At 73.3% G+C, this 19,868-nt stretch carries 17 protein-coding genes; 12 read left to right on the top strand and 5 right to left on the bottom strand.

Annotated elements, in window-relative coordinates:
• Positions 1-176: 176 nt before the first annotated feature.
• Both aceE and OG899_RS19585 read left to right on the top strand, forming a co-directional pair.
• Positions 177-2,879 carry a pyruvate dehydrogenase (acetyl-transferring), homodimeric type gene (aceE, locus tag OG899_RS19590; protein ID WP_125496253.1) on the top strand — a complete coding sequence of 901 codons (2,703 nt, stop codon included), beginning with the start codon at positions 177-179 and terminating at the stop codon, positions 2,877-2,879.
• Between the two features lie 251 nt (positions 2,880-3,130).
• Positions 3,131-3,652, top strand: a complete 522-nt coding sequence (locus OG899_RS19585) for a DUF4240 domain-containing protein (RefSeq protein ID WP_125496336.1) — start codon at positions 3,131-3,133, stop codon at positions 3,650-3,652.
• Positions 3,653-3,758: 106 nt separating this feature from the next.
• On the opposite strand, the gene OG899_RS19580 is transcribed toward OG899_RS19585, so the two are convergent.
• The gene (locus tag OG899_RS19580) at positions 3,759-4,562 is read right to left on the bottom strand and encodes a peptidoglycan recognition protein (protein ID WP_373296012.1); all 804 of its coding nucleotides are present in this window, start codon (positions 4,560-4,562) and stop codon (positions 3,759-3,761) included.
• A 411-nt stretch (positions 4,563-4,973) separates the two neighbouring features.
• Between OG899_RS19580 and OG899_RS19575 the strand changes: the two genes are divergently transcribed.
• The gene (locus OG899_RS19575; RefSeq protein ID WP_125496255.1) at positions 4,974-6,158 is read left to right on the top strand and encodes a MarP family serine protease; all 1,185 of its coding nucleotides are present in this window, start codon (positions 4,974-4,976) and stop codon (positions 6,156-6,158) included.
• A 167-nt stretch (positions 6,159-6,325) separates the two neighbouring features.
• On the opposite strand, the gene OG899_RS19570 is transcribed toward OG899_RS19575, so the two are convergent.
• Entirely contained in the window at positions 6,326-6,814 is a 489-nt protein-coding gene (locus OG899_RS19570; protein WP_185867773.1) for a GNAT family N-acetyltransferase, read from the bottom strand.
• A 71-nt stretch (positions 6,815-6,885) separates the two neighbouring features.
• Here OG899_RS19570 and OG899_RS19565 point away from each other — a divergent pair, with 71 nt between their 5' ends.
• Together OG899_RS19565 and OG899_RS19560 are read left to right on the top strand one after the other, a co-directional pair.
• On the top strand, positions 6,886-7,782 hold the full coding sequence (locus tag OG899_RS19565) for a TIGR01777 family oxidoreductase (RefSeq protein WP_189427533.1): 897 nt from the start codon (positions 6,886-6,888) through the stop codon (positions 7,780-7,782).
• A gap of 376 nt (positions 7,783-8,158) precedes the next feature.
• Entirely contained in the window at positions 8,159-9,694 is a 1,536-nt protein-coding gene (locus OG899_RS19560; RefSeq protein ID WP_189427532.1) for an NAD(P)/FAD-dependent oxidoreductase, read from the top strand.
• 118 nt (positions 9,695-9,812) lie between these two features.
• Here OG899_RS19560 and OG899_RS19555 read toward each other — a convergent pair whose 3' ends face one another.
• The gene (locus OG899_RS19555) at positions 9,813-11,306 is read right to left on the bottom strand and encodes a regulator (protein ID WP_125496259.1); all 1,494 of its coding nucleotides are present in this window, start codon (positions 11,304-11,306) and stop codon (positions 9,813-9,815) included.
• Between the two features lie 253 nt (positions 11,307-11,559).
• Between OG899_RS19555 and lipB the strand changes: the two genes are divergently transcribed.
• The 4 genes from lipB to OG899_RS19535 all read left to right on the top strand — a co-directional run bounded on the left by lipB (position 11,560) and on the right by OG899_RS19535 (position 14,763).
• On the top strand, positions 11,560-12,357 hold the full coding sequence (gene lipB, locus OG899_RS19550; protein ID WP_125496260.1) for a lipoyl(octanoyl) transferase LipB: 798 nt from the start codon (positions 11,560-11,562) through the stop codon (positions 12,355-12,357).
• 155 nt (positions 12,358-12,512) lie between these two features.
• A complete protein-coding gene (gene lipA / locus OG899_RS19545) occupies positions 12,513-13,499 on the top strand; it encodes a lipoyl synthase (RefSeq protein WP_406311103.1) in 987 nt (328 codons plus the stop codon).
• A 265-nt stretch (positions 13,500-13,764) separates the two neighbouring features.
• Positions 13,765-13,968 carry a hypothetical protein gene (locus OG899_RS19540; protein ID WP_125496262.1) on the top strand — a complete coding sequence of 68 codons (204 nt, stop codon included), beginning with the start codon at positions 13,765-13,767 and terminating at the stop codon, positions 13,966-13,968.
• Between the two features lie 93 nt (positions 13,969-14,061).
• On the top strand, positions 14,062-14,763 hold the full coding sequence (locus OG899_RS19535; RefSeq protein WP_125496263.1) for a DUF4191 domain-containing protein: 702 nt from the start codon (positions 14,062-14,064) through the stop codon (positions 14,761-14,763).
• Between the two features lie 442 nt (positions 14,764-15,205).
• On the opposite strand, the gene OG899_RS19530 is transcribed toward OG899_RS19535, so the two are convergent.
• A complete protein-coding gene (locus OG899_RS19530) occupies positions 15,206-15,673 on the bottom strand; it encodes an RDD family protein (RefSeq protein ID WP_168131120.1) in 468 nt (155 codons plus the stop codon).
• A gap of 209 nt (positions 15,674-15,882) precedes the next feature.
• On the opposite strand from OG899_RS19530, the gene glnA reads away from it, so the two are divergent.
• Positions 15,883-17,292, top strand: coding sequence for a type I glutamate--ammonia ligase (gene glnA / locus OG899_RS19525; RefSeq protein ID WP_125496265.1), 1,410 nt, complete (start codon positions 15,883-15,885; stop codon positions 17,290-17,292).
• A gap of 110 nt (positions 17,293-17,402) precedes the next feature.
• On the opposite strand, the gene OG899_RS19520 is transcribed toward glnA, so the two are convergent.
• Positions 17,403-17,738 carry a hypothetical protein gene (locus tag OG899_RS19520; protein WP_168131119.1) on the bottom strand — a complete coding sequence of 112 codons (336 nt, stop codon included), beginning with the start codon at positions 17,736-17,738 and terminating at the stop codon, positions 17,403-17,405.
• Positions 17,739-18,022: 284 nt separating this feature from the next.
• Between OG899_RS19520 and OG899_RS19515 the strand changes: the two genes are divergently transcribed.
• Positions 18,023-18,277 carry a hypothetical protein gene (locus OG899_RS19515; RefSeq protein ID WP_125496266.1) on the top strand — a complete coding sequence of 85 codons (255 nt, stop codon included), beginning with the start codon at positions 18,023-18,025 and terminating at the stop codon, positions 18,275-18,277.
• A gap of 415 nt (positions 18,278-18,692) precedes the next feature.
• The gene (locus OG899_RS19510; RefSeq protein WP_168131118.1) at positions 18,693-19,766 is read left to right on the top strand and encodes a peptidoglycan-binding protein; all 1,074 of its coding nucleotides are present in this window, start codon (positions 18,693-18,695) and stop codon (positions 19,764-19,766) included.
• Positions 19,767-19,868: the final 102 nt, after the last annotated feature.

Below are 19,868 nucleotides of genomic sequence, written 5' to 3'. Positions count from 1 at the left end.
CTTTCTTGGAATCGAGAGGTTTTCGCCCTCAACCCTTTGATCGATCATCGATCACGGGGTTACAGTCGCCCACGGGCTCTCACCCGAGCCTGCGCCCTGTCCTGCCAAAGACCTGAGGGCACCCCTGACCCTTACGCAGATGAGGGAACCCCCCTTCGACTGAGGAAGGCGGCGACATGACCGACCCCAACGCCATCCAGCCGAGCGAGCTGGACCAGCTCCCGGACCGCGACCCGGAGGAGACCGCCGAGTGGCAGGCCTCGCTGGACGCCGTCGCCAAGGCGGCCGGGCCGCACCGTGCCGCGTACCTGATGCGCCGCACGCTGGAGCGCGCGGAGGGCACCGGTGTCGCCCTGCCCAAGCTCCTGGAGACCGACTACGTCAACTCCATCCCGACCGCGGCCGAGCCGGCCGTCCCCGGTGACGCGGACCTGGAGGCCCGGATCACCGCGTGGAACCGGTGGAACGCGGCGGCGATGGTGACCCGCGGCGCGAAGTACGGCGTGGGCGGCCACATCGCCACGTTCGCCTCCGCGGCCTGGCTGTACGAGATCGGCTTCAACCACTTCTTCCGCGGCAAGGAGGGCGACGGCTCCGGCGACCAGCTCTACGTCCAGGGTCACGCCGCCCCCGGCATCTACGCCCGCGCCTTCCTGGACGGCCGGCTCACCGAGCAGCAGCTGGACAACTTCCGCCAGGAGGCCGGCGGCAACGGTCTGCCGTCCTACCCGCACCCGCGCCGTCTGCCCTGGCTGTGGGAGTTCCCGACCGTCTCCATGGGCCTCGGCCCGATCTCCGCGATCTACCAGGCGCGCTTCAACCGCTACCTGACCAGCCGCGGCATCAAGGACGTCTCGGACTCGCACGTGTGGGCGTTCCTCGGCGACGGCGAGATGGACGAGCCGGAGTCCACCACCGCGCTCACCCTGGCCGCGCGCGAGGGCCTGGACAACCTGACCTTCGTCATCAACTGCAACCTGCAGCGTCTGGACGGCCCGGTCCGCGCCAACTTCAAGATCGTCCAGGAGCTGGAGGCGCTGTTCCGCGGCGCCGGCTGGAACGTGATCAAGACCCTGTGGGGTTCCGCCTGGGACGAGCTGTTCGCCCTGGACACCACCGGTGCGCTGGTCCGCCGCCTGCGCGAGGTCCCCGACGCGCAGGTGCAGACGTACCAGACCCGCGACGCCGCCTACATCCGCGAGGACTTCTTCGGCAAGGACCCCGCACTCGTCGAGATGGCGAAGCTGCTGAGCGACGACAAGATCCTCGAGTGCTTCCAGGTCTCGCGCGGCGGTCACGAGCCGCGCAAGGTCTACGCCGCCTACAAGGCCGCCCTGGAGCACAAGGGCGCCCCGACGGTGATCCTGGCCCAGACCGTCAAGGGCCACACCCTCGGTGAGGGCTTCGCGTCCAAGAACGCCAACCACCAGATGAAGAAGCTGACGGTGGAGCAGTTCAAGGAGCTGCGCGACCGTCTCGACCTGCCGATCAAGGACAGCGACTTCGCCGACGGCCAGGTGCCCTACGGCCACCCGGGCGCCGACTCCCCCGAGGTCCGCTACCTGCAGGAGCGGCGTGCCGCGCTCGGCGGTCCGGCCCCGGCCCGCCGCGTCCACCCGGTCCCGGCGCTGCCCACCCCGGCTGAGAAGGCCTTCACCGCCTTCGACAAGGGCTCCGGCTCGCAGAGCGTGGCCACCACCATGGCGTTCGTCCGTCTGATCAAGGACCTGGTCCGGGACAAGGAGACCGGCAAGCGCTGGGTGCCGATCGTGCCCGACGAGGCCCGCACCTTCGGCATGGAGTCGCTGTTCCCGTCGCTGGGCATCTACTCGCCCAAGGGTCAGACGTACGAGCCGGTCGACCGCGACCAGCTGATGTACTACAAGGAGGCCGTCAACGGCCAGATCCTCAACGAGGGGATCACCGAGGCCGGTGCGATGGCCGACTTCATCGCCGCCGCCACGTCGTACGCGACGCACGGCGAGCCGATGATCCCGTTCTACATCTTCTACTCGATGTTCGGCTGGCAGCGCACCGGCGACCAGATGTGGCAGCTCGGCGACCAGCTCGGCCGCGGCTTCCTGGTCGGTGCCACGGCCGGCCGCACCACGCTGACCGGTGAGGGTCTGCAGCACGCCGACGGCCAGTCCCCGCTCATCGCCGCGACCAACCCGGCGGCGCTGACGTACGACCCGGCGTTCGCCTACGAGATCCCGGTCATCGTCAAGGAGGGTCTGCGCCGCATGTACGGCGAGGCCGCCGAGGGCGAGGACCAGAACGTCTTCTACTACCTCACCGTCTACAACGAGCCGCTGCCGCAGCCGGCCAAGCCGTCCGGCCTCGGCATCGACGAGGGCATCATCAAGGGCCTGTACCGCTTCAACACGGCGGAGTCGGCGGGCCTGACCGTCCCGGCCAACGCCCCGCGCATCCAGCTGCTGGGCTCGGGCACGGCCATCCACTGGGCGCTGAAGGCGCAGAAGCTGCTCGCCGAGGAGTGGGGCGTGGCCGCCGATGTGTGGTCGGCGACCTCGTGGGGCGAGCTGCGCCGCGACGCCATGGAGGCCGACGCGGCCCTGCTGCGCGGCGAGGACCGGGTGCCCTACGTCCGGCAGGCGCTGCAGGGCGTCGAGGGCCCGGTGCTGGCGGTGTCCGACTACATGCGCCAGGTCCCGGACCAGATCGCGCAGTGGGTCGAGCAGGACTACACCTCGCTCGGCACCGACGGCTTCGGCCTGTCGGACACCCGTGAAGCGGCCCGCCGCCACTTCGGCGTGGACGCCGAGTCCATCGTCGCCGCGGCGCTGGCCCAGCTGGCCCGGCGCGGCGAGGTGAAGGCCACCGCGGTCAAGGAGGCCCGGGACAAGTACGGCCTGTGATCCGGTGATCCGGTGATCCGGGTCTGACCTGCGAGGGTTCGAGGCGAAGGGGCACGGCGGTCTGCCGTGCCCCTTCGTCGTGCCCGCCACGTCCGGTTCGTCGTGCCCGCCATGTCCGGTGCGTCGTGCCCGCCACGTCCGGTTCGTCGTGCCCGCCATGTCCGGCTCACCGCCTGCGGGCTCCGGGTGCGGGCTCCGCGTACCGGCTCCGGGTGCGGGGCCCGGCCCGAGGGCCGATGCTGGGACGCGTGATGGACGAGACGGAGTTCTGGGGGCTGATCGACGCCACCCGCGAGGCCGCCGCGGGGGATCCCGAGGAGCAGGCCGACCTGCTGGTGCGGCGGCTGGTGCGGCTCGACCCGGAGCAGGTGCTGGACTTCGCCCGTCACTTCGAGGCCCGCTACAACCGTGCCTACCGCTGGGAGCTGTGGGGTGCGGCCTGGCTGCTGCTGGACGGGGCGAGCGATGACGCCTTCGACTACTTCCGGTGCTGGCTGATCGGCCAGGGCCGGGAGGTCTTCGAGGGGGCCGTGCGCGACCCGGACGCGCTGGCCGAGCTGCTGGAGGACTTCGACGAGGAGGTCGACGGCGACGCCGAGGACCTCGGTTACGCGGCCGACGAGGCGTACGAGCAGCTCACCGGCACCGTCGCCCCCGATCTCGGCATTCCGCCGGCCCCCGCGGAACCGGAGGGCACCCCGATCGACTTCGAGAACGACGCCGCCCTGGCCCGGCGTTACCCGAGGCTGTGGGACCGCTTCCGCGAAGCGTGAGAAGGGCACCGGTGCCGTGAGGAGCGCACCGGGCGGGGCACCGGGTGCCGTCCCGCCGTGCGCACGCGGGTGAGGACCACCTCGCGCCCCTGGGCCCCGTGCGCGCTCAGAACCGTCCCTGGAGCCGGGCCGCGGTCTCGCGCAGGGCGGGAAACCGGGCCGCCAGGGCGGCGCCCGGGCAGTCGGTGGGGAAACCGTCCCGGTGCCCGGCCAGGGCGGGCAGCAGCGCCGCCGTACCGGCCGGGTAGCGGCTGTGCCCGTTGCTGGACACCAGCACCACCGAGGAGCGCGGGTCGACCCCGGCCAGGCCGAGTTTCCAGGCGACCAGGGCGGCGATCGCGTCGGTCATGGCACGCGGCACGGGTGTGCCGGCGTCGAACGTCCCGATGGCGGCGATGCCCGCCGTGCGGTGGTTGAAGCCCTGGGTGTGGGCGCCGGTGACGGGCCGGTCCACGCCGCCGGCACGGCCCTCGTAGACGGTGCCGCAGCGGTCGACGAGGAAGTTGTAGCCGATGTCGTCCCAGTGGCGGCCGTCGGTCTGGCCTTCGTACAGGCCGCGGATGATGCGCGGGGTGTCGGCGCAGGAGTAGTCGTTGGGCGTGTCGGTGTGGTGCAGGAAGACGGCGACGACCTTGTCGTCGTAGCGCGGCGGCGGCTGCCGGTGCCGGTGGGAGGCGTCCAGCCAGGCCTCGCGCCGCACGATGCGGGGCCGGGGCGCGCGGTGCAGCGCCGGCATCGTCGCGGCGGCGCGCGGCGCCTCGGCGGGCGGCAGGCCGTGCCGGCCCACGGTCTCGACATGCCCGGTGCCGCGCGCGCCCGCCGCGAACCCGCCGACGAGGGCGGCCACCGGCAGGCAGCACAGCAGCACCAGGACGGTGTGCCGGGTGCGCGCCGGAGGGCGGCAGACCACGATGACGGCCGTCCCGGGCCGCCGGTCTCCGGAGCGGGCGGCGTCGGTGCCGGTGGGGTGCGGGCCGGCGTCGGTGCCGGTCCGGCGCAGGGCGGCGGCTCCTGCCCGGCGTACGGCTGCCCCCGCCCGCCGCAGGCCCGAGCCTGCTCGGCTCAGGACGGATTCCGGCCGACGCTGGACCGTTTCCGATCGTTGTCGGGTGCGATCTGTTCTCACAGCACGCATGCCCTCACTGTCACCCCCATCGGGCCTGCCCGCGATGTGAGCTGTGCCGGGCGGCGGAACCATCGTCCCGGTCCAGGTCGTTTCTGGTGGTACACGTACAGGTGACCGGTTGCCGGATCCCTGTGCGCGTGGCTGATCGCCGGGGCCGTCCCCCTCACCCGCGAGTGCGCGAGAAAGGCGGCATGCGTGAACCTGCTCGACCTGGTGCTGGTGCTGCTGATCGTCGTGTACGCGGCGTCCGGCTACCGGCGCGGGCTGCTGGCCGGCTGTGTCTCGCTGGCCGGGTTCGTGGGCGGCGCGGTCGTCGGCGTGTGGGTGCTGCCGTGGGTGATGGAGCTGGTCACGCGGGGTACGGCGACGGCGACGGTCACCGCGGTGCTCACGGTGCTGGTTCCGGCGGCGGTGGGGCACGAACTGGCGGGACGGCTGGCCCTGCTGCTGCGGCGCGAGCTGGACCGCGGGCCGCTGCGGGTGGCCGACGGGATCGGCGGGGCCGCCGCGAACGGGGTGGCGGTCCTGATCGTGGCGTGGGTGGCCGCCAGCGTGCTGGGGGCCTCGTCGTCACCGTGGGTGACGTCGGCGATACGCGACTCGCGGCTGCTGGGTGCGGTGCAGCAGGCCATGCCGGACACCACCCCGGCCTGGTTCTCGCGGGCCACCTCGGCGCTGACCGAGGCCGGGTTCCCGCAGGTGTTCAACCCGTTCGAGCACGAGCCGGCGACCGGTGCGGAACGGCCGACCGGCGACAATGTGACACCGAGCGCGACGCGGGCCGCCCGTGCGAGCACGGTGAAGATCGAGGGTGTCTCCGGCGACCAGGGCCGTGAGGGCAGCGGGTTCGTGTTCGCGCCGCAGCACGTGATGACCAATGCGCACGTAGTGGCGGGCGTCCGCACCCCGGCGGTGCAGATCGGCGGGGGCGGGCCCTTCCACCGGGCGCGGGTGGTGCTCTTCGACCCGGACCGGGACGTGGCCGTGCTCTACGTGCCGCGGCTGTCCGCCCCCGCGCTGCGGTTCGACGACAGCGCCGACCGCGGCGCGCCCGCGGTGGTCGCGGGTTATCCGAACGACGGCGGCCTGGATCTGCAGGCGGCGACGGTCGCGGCCCGGGTCCGGGCGACGGGGCAGAACATCTACAACGACGGCACGGTCACCCGGGAGATCTACTCGATCCGCTCCACCGTCCGCCCCGGCAATTCCGGTGGCCCGTTGCTGACCACGGACGGCCGGGTGTGCGGGATGATCTTCGCCCGCTCCACCTCCGACCGGGAGACGGGCTACGCCCTGACCGCGGCGGAGATCGCCGAGGACGCCCGGCTGGCGGCCGAGTCCACGACACCGGTGGACACCGGACCGCCGCTCGGCTCCTGAGCCCGTCCCTTGCTGTCCGCTGTCCTGCCCGCCCGGACGGCACCGGGGACGGCCCTCGGCTCCGCACCGGGTCGGCTCCGGACGACCGGTGCGGCGGCGCAGGGCGCCCGGGGCGCACAGCGCGGGGCCCGGGCCGTGCGCCCCGCGCCGCCGGGGGCGCGGTCGGGCTACACCAGCGAGCGGCCCATGAGCACGTCGTCGACGTACTTCCCGTCCAGCAGGAACTCCTCCGGCAGGATCCCCTCCACCACGAATCCCTCGGACTCGTACAGCGTGCGGGCCGGGGTGTTGTGCGCCAGCACGCGCAGGGTGAGGCGCCGTGCGCCGCGCCGCCGGGCCTCCTCCTGGGCCGCCCGCAGCAGGGCCCGGCCGACGCCCTTGCCCCGTGCCTCCTCGGCCACCGCCAGGCCGCGGATCTGCAGCACGTGCGCGTTGGACTCCAGCGGGGTGGCCGGGGCCAGCCGGAGGTAGCCGACGACGCCACCGTCCAGCTCGGCCACGAGGATCTCGTCCGGCCCGGACCGCTCGGTGAAGAACGGCTCGCCCGGCCGCGGGCGGGGCAGCACGGCGTGCAGCGGGGACCAGGCGGCCCGGTCGAGGCGGGCCAGGGGCTCGTCGTCGGCCAGGGTGGCGGGGCGTATCCGGAGATCGGGCATGGCGCTCACGCTACGGCGCGTACGGCGCGGTCCGCGAGGGTTTTGCGCGCTTCGGCGGGCAGGATGGGCCCATGGAACGTGCACGCATCGCGGTGGCCGGTGCCTCCGGGCTGATCGGCAGCGCCCTGGTGGCGTCGCTCAGGGCGGACGGGCACCAGGTGGTCCGTCTGGTGCGCCGGCCGGCCCGGACGCCGGACGAGGTCCGCTGGGACCCGGAGAACCAGCAGGTGGACGCCGCGGGGCTCGCCGGGTGCGACGCCGTGGTGAACCTGGCGGGCGCCGGGGTGGGCGACCACCGCTGGACGGAGGCGTACAAGAAACGGATCCGCGACAGCCGGGTGTTCGGCACCGCGGCGCTCGCCGAGGCCCTCGCCGGGCTCGACACCCCGCCGCGGGTCTTCGTCAGCGGCAGTGCCATCGGCATCTACGGCGACACCGGCGACCGGGTCGTGGACGAGGACTCCCCGCCCGGGGACGGGTTCCTCGCCCGGGTGTGCGTGGAGTGGGAGGAGGCCGCGGCCCCGGCGCAGGAGGCGGGGGTGCGGACGGTGTTCGCGCGCACCGGGCTGGTGGTGTCCCGTCAGGGCGGGGCGTGGGGGCGGATGTTCCCGCTGTTCCGGGCCGGCCTGGGCGGACGGCTCGGTGACGGGCGGCAGTACTGGTCGTTCATCTCCCTGCACGACGAGGTGGCGGCGCTGCGGCACCTCCTCGACACCGAGTCCCTGTCGGGGCCGGTCAACCTCACCGCGCCCGAGCCGCTGACGAACGCCCGGATCACCGCTGCGATGGGCCGGGTGCTGCGCCGGCCGACTCCGTTCGCGGTGCCGGCTCCGGTGCTGCGGGCGGTGCTCGGGGAGATGGCGCAGGACGTGCTGGGCAGCGCCCGGGTCGTGCCCAGGCGGCTGCTGGAGTCGGGGTTCTCGTTCGCGTTCCCGGGGATCGAGGACGCGGTGCGGGCCGCACTGTGACGGGGTGACAGCGGCGGGTGGGCCCGCCGCGCCCGTCGGCGGAGGTGTGCGGGGCACGAGGGCGCGCGGGGTGTGCCGTCCTGGTCCCGCGGGCGGTGACGCACCGTCGGCCGGGCGGCCGAGCGGCGTGCTCCCGGTGGTCCGCGCCGGATCCGTGCGGGGACTGTGCTGCATCTGTGCTGCGTCCCGGGGGACTCACCGAGAGCGTGCGGCGAAACCTCGCGACCGTATGCGACCGCTGTGCGCCCGTGCCCTGCCGATGCGCGACTGCACCCGACCGATCAGGCGGCCCTACCCTCGACGCGAACTCGGGTATTCCGCACGCCGGTCGAGGGCATCACCCCTGCACCGGTCGCACAACCTCGAGGAGGGGCACGTGCCTGAGCCCGCGTACCAGGTGGATGTCGTCGTGGTGGGAGCCGGGGTCGCCGGCCTGTCCGCGGCACATCGACTCACCAGCGCAGGAGTAACGACCGCAGTCCTGGAGGCCGCCGACCGGGTGGGCGGCCGCATGTCGACGGAGAAGGTCGACGGATTCCGGCTCGACCGGATCGGGCAGTTGCTGTTCACCTCGTATCCGGAACTGACCCACGGTCCCGGGCTGGACGCGCTCGTCCTGCGGCCTTTCGCACCGGGCGTGCTGCTGCACAGCGACGGACGGCACCACCGCGCGGGCGCCCCGGCGGGCGGCAGGGGTGCACGGGGCGCACTGAACGCCGTGCGCGCCCTCGCGAGCGCCCCCCGTTCGTCCCCGGTGCTCCCCCGGACACGCGGCCGGAACCGCGCATCGGATCCTGCCTCTTCCCTCTCTTCCGCCCCCACCGTCGCGCCCGCCGGGACCGGCTCCCCGGACACCGGCCACGACTCCGCTCCGTACGCCCCGCACACCGGTGACCGGGAGAACACCTCGCCGGCCCGGGCGAACGGCCGCACGGCGCCGGCCGAGAGGGCCCAGCTGTTCGGCATCGGCCAACCGCTGCGGCTGCGTGCCGCGCTGGCCCGGCTCGCCGCCACGCCGGTGGACCGGCTCCTCGCCCGCCCCGAGCTGCCGGTGTCCGAGGCACTGCGGACGCGCGGTCTGCCGGCCCGGACCGTGGACGGTTTTCTGCGTCCGCTGCTCACCGCCCTGCTGTCCGACCCGGACCTCACCAGTTCCAGCCGGTGCGCGGATCTCGCGCTGCGTGCCTTCGCCGCCGGCCGGCTGTGCCTGCCGGAGGGCGGCGCGGACGTCGTGCCGGAGCTGCTGGCCGCGACGCTGCCACCGGGCACGGTGCACACCGGGGTCCGGGTCACCTCGGTGTCCACCACCAAGGTGACCACGGCCGAGCACGGGGAGATCCGCTGCCGTGCGGTGCTGGTCGCCACGGACGCGCGGTCCGCCGCCGAGCTGCTGCCGGGGCTGCGGGTGCCGGAGTTCCATCCGGTGACGGTGGTGCACCACACGACGGACGACGCGCCGGACACCGGCGGCCATCTGCTGCTCGACGCCGACCGTTCGGGGCCGGTGTCGCACACGGCGGTGATCAGCCGGGTCGACCCCTCGCGCGCCCCCGTGGGCCGCGCTCTGATCACGTCCACCGTGCTGGGGACGCCGCCGGACGACGTGGACGCCGTCGTCCGCCGGCATCTGGCCCGTCTGTACCGCACCTCGACCGCCCGCTGGGAGACGCTGGCCGTGCACCACACCCCTCGGGCCGTCCCGGCGATGCGCCCGCCGCACGATCTGCGGCGGCCGGTGCGGCTACTGGCGGGCCTGTACGTGTGCGGCGACCACCGCGACACCAGCACGCTGCAGGGCGCGCTGCACTCGGCGCACCGCGCCGCCTCCGCGCTGCTGGCGGACCTGGGGGCGGGGCGCTCGCTGCACCGGGCGGACCCGGCGGCGACCCGCGCCCGGGCCGCGGCGGCCTGAGCCCGGGCGGCCGGGCCCGCGGTGTCCGGCCGCCCGGAGGCCGGGCCCGCAGGGGATGGCGCGGGCCCGGCGATGCCCGCCGCGGGAAGGAGCCGCCGACGGCCTGCCCCGGGTGGCCTCACCCCAGGGCGGCGACCTTCTCGCGGTAGACGCGCACGGCCGTGGCGTCCTTGTGGGGCTCCAGGCGGCGTTCGAACTCCTTCAGGTACTCGTGGGCGCGGACCGAGCGCATGTCGGCGGCCTGCGCGGCCGCCTCGGCGGCGAGCCGGCAGGCCTGGTCCAGGTCGCCCAGCCCGAGGCGGGCGGTGGCCAGCACGACGCGGCAGAACACCCGGCTGCGGGCCTGGGCGACAGGGCGCAGCTGGAGGGCGCGTTCGGCGTGCTGGGCGGCGGCCCGGTACTGCTGAAGGTCCCGGTGACAGTGCGCGAACTCCTCGCTGAGGCGGCCCTCGTCGAAGGAGCGCGCCCAGTACGGTGTCTCGTCGCCGGGTTTGGCGCTCTCCAGGGCGCGCTCGGCGCGCACCAGGCTCGCCGTGCAGGCACGCACCTCGCCGAGCATGGCGTGCCCGCGGGCCTCGGCGGCGTGCAGCAGCGCCTGGACGGCGGGCGGGGCGGAGGTGCCGACCCCCTGCTGGGCCACCCGGGCGAGCTGCACCGCCTCGCGGCCGTGCGCGAGGTAGACGGCCTGCCGGCTCATGGTGGCCAGGACGTACGCGCCGTAGGCGCGGTCGCCCGCGGCCTGGGAGAGCCGCAGCGCCTGCACGAAGTAGCGCTGGGCGAGCCCGTGGGCGGCGATGTCGTACGAGGTCCAGCCGGCGAGGCGGGTCAGGTCCGCGGCGGCCGCGAAGAGCCGGCGGCCGGCCTGCTCCCCGTAGACGCCGCGCAGCATCGGCTCGCACTCGTGCTCCAGGTAGCGCACGAGGGCCTGCCGGGCGTGGCCGCCGCCGAACCGGTCGTCCAGGGCGCGGAACAGCTCGCCGACACTGCGCAGCGCGGCGATGTCACCGGCGGTGACGCGCCGGCCCGCCTCGAGCTCGGCGCGGCGGCGTTCGGTGCGTCCGCGCTGGCGGGGCACTCCGGACGCCGGCTGCCGGCCGCCGGTCAGCGGCCCGGTGCCGTCCGTGCGCGGCCCGGTGCCCCGCGCGGCGGGCGGCTCGCCGCGGGCCACCCGGTCGTCGGGCCGCCCGATCAGCCAGTCCCGGCTGGGCACGACGAGCCCCGCCGGGGTGAAGGCGATCTTGCGCAGTTCGGCCTGGCTGCCGGAGTCCTTGCGCCACAGCCCGCTGACGATGTCGACGGCCTCCTCGGGGGTGGCGGCGAACTCCAGCCCGGCGTACACGGGCGCGCACGCGTCCAGGCCGAGGTCCTGGGCGGTCAGGCGGCGGCCGAGGCGCCGGGTGAAGACCTCGGCGATCAGAGCGGGCGTGGTGCCCCGCGGCTGCTGCCCGCGCAGCCACCGGGTGACCGACGTCTTGTCGTATCTGAGATCCAAGCCGTGTTCGAGGCCGAGCTGGTCCACGCGACGGGCCAGACCGGCGTTGGAGAATCCCGCTTCTGCGATGAGCGCGGCAAGCTGGCGGTTGGGGGTGCGCTGCGCGGGTCGTTCCGTCATCTGCGGTGCGGTCTCCTGCCTTTCGGGCAGCCACGCGGCCGCGTGGTGCCCGGATTGCCTGTGAGCAGCCCTGATGGCCTCATGAACGGCGCGAATGTAGCGGAGAGTGAGCAGACGACTGCGCTCTTTACGGGGCTTTCATCCGATCGTGTGAGGATTGCTCCCAGGGCTGACGGGCGTCGCCCCGTCGGGCCGGTCGTACAGTGGCGTGGGCACGTTTCGTGCCTTACGACCTTGCAGGGAGGCGCTTGCCGTGAGTGAGTTGCGGTTCGTCCGCATGGGATTCGGCTCCGAGGCCGTGGACTACCAGGTGGCCTGGGACGAGCAGCGCCGCGTGCACGCGGCCCGGTTCGCGGACGAGGTCCCCGACACCGTGCTGCTCCTGGAACACCCCCCGGTGTACACCGCCGGGCGGCGCACCGAGGACAGCGAGCGCCCGCTGGACGGCACGCCCGTCGTCGACGTGGACCGCGGCGGCAAGATCACCTGGCACGGACCGGGCCAGCTGGTCGGCTACCCCATCCAGAAGCTGCCCCGCCCGGTGGACGTGGTGGCGCACGTGCGCCGGCTGGAGGAGGCTCTGATCCGCACCTGCGCGGAGTTCGGCCTCGAGACCACCCGGGTCGAGGGCCGCAGCGGTGTGTGGGTGCTCGGCGACCCGATCGAGCAGCGCTCCTCCCTCGGCGGGCTGTCCCTCGACTTCGACCCGCGTCTGCACGACGAGGAGTTCGATCCGCGTCTCAACGGCCCGGAGTACGCCCCGTCCAACGCCGGCCAGCGCCGCGAGGACCGGAAGATCGCCCAGATCGGCATCCGCGTCGCCAAGGGCGTCACCATGCACGGCTTCTCGTTCAACGTGAACCCGGACATGACGTGGTTCGACCGCATCATCCCGTGCGGCATCCGCGACGCGGGCGTCACCTCGCTGGCGGCCGAGCTGGGCCGGGACGTCACCGTCACCGAGGTGCTGCCGGTGGTCGAGCGGCACCTGCGGGACGTGCTGGAGAACGCGGAGCTCAAGCCCCGCGTCGTCGAGAAGGCCACCGCCTGACCCGTCCCCGCCGCCGGGACCGCGCGGCCGCGAACCGGACCGCGCCCGGCGGCGGGAATGTCCGCCCGCCCTCGCGGGTTGGCCTCACCGGCAGGGCGCCTCACACCCGGGCGTACGCTGAGTACGCCGAAGAACCGAAGCTACAGGGAGCCGACGTGTCCGCAGTCGCACCCGACGGACGCAAGTTGCTGCGCCTGGAGGTCCGCAACAGCCAGACCCCCATCGAGCGCAAGCCCGAGTGGATCAAGACCCGGGCGAAAATGGGTCCCGAGTACCGGCAGATGCAGGCGCTCGTGAAGAACGAGGGGCTGCACACCGTCTGCCAGGAAGCCGGCTGCCCGAACATCTACGAGTGCTGGGAGGACCGCGAGGCGACCTTCCTCATCGGCGGCGACCAGTGCACCCGGCGCTGCGACTTCTGCCAGATCGACACCGGCAAGCCCGAGGCCCTCGACCGCGACGAGCCGCGCCGCGTGGGCGAGTCCGTGGTCGCGATGGACCTGAACTACGCCACCATCACCGGCGTCGCCCGCGACGACCTGGAGGACGGCGGGGCCTGGCTGTACGCGGAGACGGTCCGCCAGATCCACCAGCAGACCGCCCACCGCGCCGGCGGCCGGACCAAGGTCGAGCTGCTGGCCCCCGACTTCAACGCGAACCCGGACCAGCTGGCCGAGGTCTTCGAGTCCCGCCCCGAGGTCTTCGCGCACAACGTCGAGACGGTCCCGCGGATCTTCCGCCGCATCCGCCCCGGCTTCCGCTACGAGCGCTCCCTGAAGGTGATCACCGAGGCCCGCGACTTCGGCCTGGTGACCAAGTCGAACCTGATCCTCGGCATGGGCGAGACCCGCGAGGAGGTCAGCGAGACGCTGAAGCAGCTGCACGACGCCGGCTGCGAGCTGGTCACCATCACCCAGTACCTGCGCCCGAGCGTGCGCCACCACCCGGTGGAGCGCTGGGTGAAGCCGCAGGAGTTCGTGGAGCTGAAGGAGGAGGCCGAGCAGATCGGCTTCTCCGGTGTGATGTCCGGGCCGCTGGTGCGGTCCTCCTACCGCGCCGGGCGGCTGTACCAGATGGCGATCGAGCAGCGTCACGCGGCCGAATCCCGGCGGGACGGCGCGATCGCCGCGCAGGCCGTCTGAACCCGACGTGCGGCGCCCGGCGCCGCACAGCGCACGCACGGAAGGCTTCCCCTTCGGTGGGAGACGCGGTCCCGACCGCTGCCCGGCCCGGCAGCGGACCGGGGCCGCGTCCGTGTCCGGCCCCGGATCCGGAGCTTCACCGGGGTTTGACCGGCCGGTCATGCCCTGGTAACACCCGTGCGTGACGATGACGTCACACCGTGTACACCGCGTACCGGCGTTCGCGCCCGCGTACACCGCGCGTCGTTGCAAGGGGGTCCCCGCCATGTCGGCCGCACGCATCCGCGCCACCGCGCTCCCGTCGTTGACCGACGCGCTCCGGGCGGTCGAGTCGGTGCTCCTGCGCGGCGGCCGGCGCACCGCCCGCCGCAACGCCTGGAGCTGTGTCGTCCAGGACCGGCGCCGGGCCCGGGACCGCAGGGAGGCACAGCAGCTCATGGAGCGGTTCGCCTCCGCCGCCGAGCGCTGACAAGACCGTTTCCGCGTCCGGCCCGGCCGCGCCCCGGGCCCCCACGGGCACTGCCATCGTCGGCTGCCGGACGGGCCACGTAGACTTCGTGGCATGGCGAGGAAGGAAACCGCAGCGCAGGCTGCCAACCCGGGGCGACTGAAACAGATCGCCCTGACGTACCAGATGACCCGCAAGGTCGATCCGAAGATCGGTCTTGTACTCGCAGCGGTCGGCATCGTCGTCTTCGGTGTCCTCCTCGGCATCGGCTTCGCGATCGGTCACCCTGTCTACCTGGGCATCCTGGGCTTCCTGCTCGCCTTTCTCGCGATGGCGATCGTGTTCGGCCGCCGGGCCGAGCGGGCCGCCTTCGGACAGATGGAGGGCCAGCCGGGCGCGGCGGCCGCGGTGCTGGACAACATGGGCCGCAGCTGGACGGTCACCCCGGCCGTCGCCATGAACCGCAGCCAGGACGTGGTGCACCGCGCGGTCGGCAAGGCCGGCATCGTCCTGGTCGCCGAGGGCAACCCGAACCGCGTGAAGTCCCTGCTCGCCGCCGAGAAGAAGAAGATGAACCGCATCGTGGCGGACGTCCCGGTGCACAGCGTGATCATCGGCACCGGCGAGGGCCAGGTCGAGCTGAAGAAGCTGCGCACGACGATGCTGAAGTTCCCGCGTGTGCTGACCGGCCCGCAGGTGACGGCCACCAATGACCGCCTGCGTGCCCTGGGTGACCTGATGAGCAACATGCCGCTGCCGAAGGGGCCGCTGCCCAAGGGCATGCGCATGCCGAAGGGCGGGCCGCGCATCCGCTAGCGGCACCCTGCATTCCCCGCGTCACGGTGAGGGGCGCCCCGGGTGATCCGGGGCGCCCCTCACCGTGTGGTCGCAGTGGCTTTCCTCCGTGTCCGGGGTGCGAGGGCGTGACGTCCGGCACCTGAGGCGCCGCGTGGACGTCGGCCACGCCTCTGTGGTGTGCAGGGTGTGCGTGTGCGTGCCCGTCGTCCAGGGTGTGCCGCCGGAGAAACCGGGTGTGCCGCGTCGGGGGGCGCATGCGGTCCGTGCCGTGCGCACGTGTCCGTCACCGGGTGGAGCAGGTGTGCGCAGGCACCGGGTGGAGCAGGTGTGGCCGCCTGGCAGGCGCCGGGCGAGCAGGCAGGGGTGAGGTGTGAGGCCGATGCCGCGGGAAGCGGGAAGCATGCACCGGTGTCACCGGGGAACCCCATGGGCGTGCCCGGGCGGCGGAACGAGGTGGCGGCTAGATCCGGACCTCGACCGTGCCGGCCAGCTTGTCGTGCAGGCCACGGCCGTCGCGGTCCCAGATCAGTGCCGGGACGGCGATGCACAGCAGGACCGTGCGCACCAGGGCCCGCCAGGGCTGCACGCTTCCGGTGCTCAGGGCCACCACCCGCAGGCCGAACAGACGCTTGCCGGGTGTGCACCCGACGGTGCCGACGGTCAGGACACCGAGCACGAAGAAGATGAGCAGCGCCCAGTTGCCCGTCGACTGCTGGTAACCCGGGGTGATGAGACCGTATGCGATCAGCATGCACAGCGCCCAGTCGACGGCGACGGCACCCAGTCGCCGTCCCGGGCGGGCGATGGAGCCCGGCCCGTGCTCCGGCAGTCCCAGCCGCTCGCCCCGGTAACCGAGGTCGGCGCCCGCGTCCTCCATGGCCGCCCGCGGCCCGGACAGCCACGATCCCACAGCTCGCCTGTTGTCCACCCGTCCACGGTACTGCGACGCTGGAGAAGGGGGGTCGGCCGGGGTGTCCACCGCCGTGACCCCACTCGGGCTGGTTAACGTTCGCGAAACAATCGGGTCACGCCCGGGAAATCACCCGTCCCTAGGGTCAAGGCAGCGTGTGCCACCCGCAACTGGCCGCACGAACGATCTACCACCCCGGCGGGACGGTCGGGAGTAGGAGGAGCTGGATGTTCCAGAACGCCGACGAGGCCAAGAAGTTCATCGCGGACAAGGACGTCAAGTTCATCGATGTCCGCTTCTGCGACCTGCCGGGCGTCATGCAGCACTTCACCGTGCCCGCTGAGGCGTTCGACCCGGACGAGGAGCTGGCCTTCGACGGATCCTCGATCCGTGGCTTCCAGGCCATTCACGAGTCCGACATGGCCCTGCGCGCCGACCTGTCCACCGCGCGCATCGACCCGTTCCGCAAGGACACGACCCTCAACATCAACTTCTTCATCCACGACCCGATCACGGGCGAGCAGTACTCCCGTGACCCGCGCAACGTGGCCCGCAAGGCGGAGGCGTACCTGGCCTCCACCGGGATCGCCGACACCGCGTACTTCGGTCCGGAGGCGGAGTTCTACGTCTTCGACTCGGTGCGCTTCAAGACCGCCGAGAACGAGGCCTTCTACCACATCGACTCCGAGGCGGGCGCCTGGAACACCGGCGCGCTGGAGGAGAACCGCGGGTACAAGGTCCGCTACAAGGGCGGTTACTTCCCGGTCCCGCCGGTCGACCACTTCGCCGACCTGCGTGCCGAGATCACCCTGGAGCTGAACCGGGCCGGCCTGCAGGTCGAGCGCCAGCACCACGAGGTCGGCACCGCCGGTCAGGCCGAGATCAACTACCGGTTCAACACGCTGCTCGCCGCCGCCGACGACCTGCAGCTGTTCAAGTACATCGTGAAGAACGTCGCCTGGCGCAACGGCAAGACGGCGACCTTCATGCCGAAGCCGATCTTCGGCGACAACGGCTCGGGCATGCACGTGCACCAGTCGCTGTGGAGCAACGGCGAGCCGCTGTTCTACGACGAGGCCGGGTACGCGGGCCTGTCGGACACCGCCCGCTACTACATCGGCGGCATCCTCAAGCACGCCCCGTCGCTGCTGGCCTTCACCAACCCGACGGTGAACTCCTACCACCGTCTGGTGCCGGGCTTCGAGGCCCCGGTGAACCTGGTGTACTCGCAGCGCAACCGCTCCGCCGCGATGCGCATCCCGATCACCGGCTCCAACCCGAAGGCCAAGCGCGTGGAGTTCCGCGCGCCCGACTCCTCCGGCAACCCCTACCTGGCCTTCTCGGCGCTGCTGCTGGCCGGCCTGGACGGCATCAAGAACAAGATCGAGCCGGCCGAGCCGATCGACAAGGACCTGTACGAGCTGGCTCCCGAGGAGCACGCCAACGTCGCCCAGGTCCCGACCTCGCTCGGTGCCGTCCTCGACGCGCTGGAGGAGGACCACGAGTACCTGCTCCAGGGCGACGTGTTCACGTCCGACCTGATCGAGACGTGGATCGACTTCAAGCGCACCAACGAGATCGCGCCGCTGCAGCTGCGTCCGCACCCGCACGAGTTCGAGCTGTACTTCGACGTGTGACGGGTGACCGCCGCCCGCGGAGGGCGGCGGCGACCGACGTGTGAGGGCCGCCCCCGGACGGTGTTCCGGGGGCGGCCCTCGGCCGCGTCAGCCGCGCGGTGCGGACGGCGTCACCAGGGCCACAGGAACGACCCGAGGCCGCCGAGGCCGCCGAGGCCCCCGAAGAGCCCGCCGAGGAGGCCGAGGCCGCCCAGGCTGCCGAAGCCGTCGTAGTAGCCGCCGCCGAAGCGGCCGTGGCCGCCGCAGCCGCCCCACCAGCCGCCGTCGCAGCCACCGCCGCCCTGCGGGGCGGCCTGGACCTGCGTGGCCGTCGTGGTGGTCGTCGTGGTGGCCGGGGCCGCCATCGCCGTGCTCGTCGTGCCGAGCGTGGCCCCTCCGGCCAGCAGGACGCCGGCCGCGGTGGTAGCGATCAGATGCCTGGCTCGCCTGGTTCGCTGTGCAGTCATGACAACCTTCCCTCCACCCACTCGTGCGGGTACGTGAGGCACGAGACGGATGGCCGCGGCGCCACGGCGCGATCTCTTCCACGAGGCTAGCCCTCCTCCGGCGACTCGGCATGTTGGGCCGATCGGGGGACCCCCGCTCCCCCGCCCCCGCCTGCGCGAACACCGCACCGTTGCCATGTCCCGTGCAACTATGCAGGTCCTGGGAGGTCTCCTCCAGACAGAGGGAGCCGGAGCGATGGCCGGCCCCCGCACCGACGCAGCAACACCGGAAAGGTGACGAGGAAGTGACCGAGCGCGACGAGTTCGAGCAGGAATTCGATCTCCAGTGGGCGAACGCGGCTGTGCACAAGGAACCCTCCGCCCAGGCCCGGATGCTCGCCGCCCGCCGACAGGAGGAGCAGCCCCGCCCGCGGTCCTTCGCCGATGCGGAGCCGGCCGTTCCGCGCCGCTCGTCGTGGCGGTCGGCGGCCATCGTCTTCGGCGGCATCGCCGCCCTGATCGTGCTCCTCGGCTACGCCCGGACCCACGCGCTGTACTGAGGGCCGCCGGGCACGGGCACCGGGTCCCGGTGCCGGTCGTTCCTGTGAGGTCCCGGTGCCGGTCCTTCCTGTGAGTGAGCGCCCGGCCCCGGCCAGGCTCCGCACCGGCCGCTCGTACGGGTGAATGCGGACCGGCTGCCCGATGCCCGCACCATCCCCGCCGTGGCGCCCATGGCCCCTGGTCCCGGGCCGTCGGGCGCCCGTCACGGGCACCGGCCCGGCCCGGTGCCCGGCACGACGGAGACCGTCGCCGATGTGGCTACCATCTGCGCCGACTCCGCCGCGACCGGCCGGCGTTCCGCGTCCGCCCGGGGCACGCGGCCCGTTCGCCGCCCTGCCGTGCCAGGGAACGCGGACCGGAGGGAACGCGGGGGTGCCCGGCCGTGGCGACGCCGACCGGGAGGGGGACACGACCATGACGCGGAAGCGAGGGGGCCGGGCCGAGGATCCGGATCCGCGGGTGCGGCTGGCGCTGCTGCTGCGCAGCTGGTGGGAGAACGCCGAGGGCTCGCCCGGCGGCACCCGGCCGACCCAGCAGGCCCTGGCCGCCAGGCTGGGCATCGATCAGACGACTCTGTCGCGCTATCTCAATCCACGGCACACGTCGACGGCACCGCCCCGAGTGGTGGAGGCGCTGCACGCACATCTGCACGCCCCCGCGGAGGACCTGGCGCGGGCGCGCCTGCTGTGCCGGGCGGCGCTCGAGGACGCCGGCCGGCGTCGCAGGAGCGGCGGCCGGACCGCCCCCGTCCGCAAACCGGCGGGCGGCCCACCGTCGCAGGACGCACCCACCGCGGCCCCGCCGCCCCCGGCCGGCTCGCCGGCCCGTCCGGCCCTCCGCTTCCGGCTGGTCCTGGCCGCGGCGCTGGTGGCGGTGGTACTGGCGTTCGCCGGGGGCGCGGTGGCCGGCAAGCGGTTCGCCACCGGGCAGGCCACCGCCCCGGCCGCCGGTCGCACCACCGCCCCGGACGCCGGTGAGCACGGCGCTCCGGCCTCCCCCCTGCTGGCCTACGACTGGCCGCTGCTGAAGAAGAGGGACGAGGACCAGTTCGCCCGGGGCCGTGCCCTGCAGCTGCTGCTGCGCCAGCACGGCTATCCGCTGCGGGCGGACGGCATCTTCGGCAACCGCACCCGGGACGCCGTGATGGCCTTCCAGCTGCGGCACCACCTGCCGGTCGACGGCAAGGTGGGCCGGGACACCTGGCCCCGTCTGGTGATCGAGGTCGGACCCGGTGACAAGGGCCCCGCGGTGCAGGCCCTGCAGGACCTGCTCTACCACACCGAGCCGGGCCGCACGGAGGTGACGGGCGAGTTCACCACGGCCACCATGAAGGACCTGCGCTTCTTCCAGTGCCGGCACGGCCTGGAGACGACCGGCCGCGCGGACAGGGCCACCTGGAAGGCGCTGCTGGTGTTCCAGCGACCGCCGGTGGACACCCCGTCCTACCAGAAGTCGGAGAGGTCGGCCGCGGCCGCGTCGCACTCCTGACCGCGTCGGCCGGCACCCGGCCGACGCGGCCCTCACACGTCGGTCGGGCGCGCCGGCACCGGTGATCGCCCCGCCGCACCGCGAGGTTTTTGCCGTCACCGG

This window comes from Streptomyces thermoviolaceus (assembly GCF_045209695.1).
GTDB lineage: Bacteria > Actinomycetota > Actinomycetes > Streptomycetales > Streptomycetaceae > Streptomyces > Streptomyces thermoviolaceus.
This window is presented reverse-complemented; position numbering and strand designations above follow the sequence as displayed.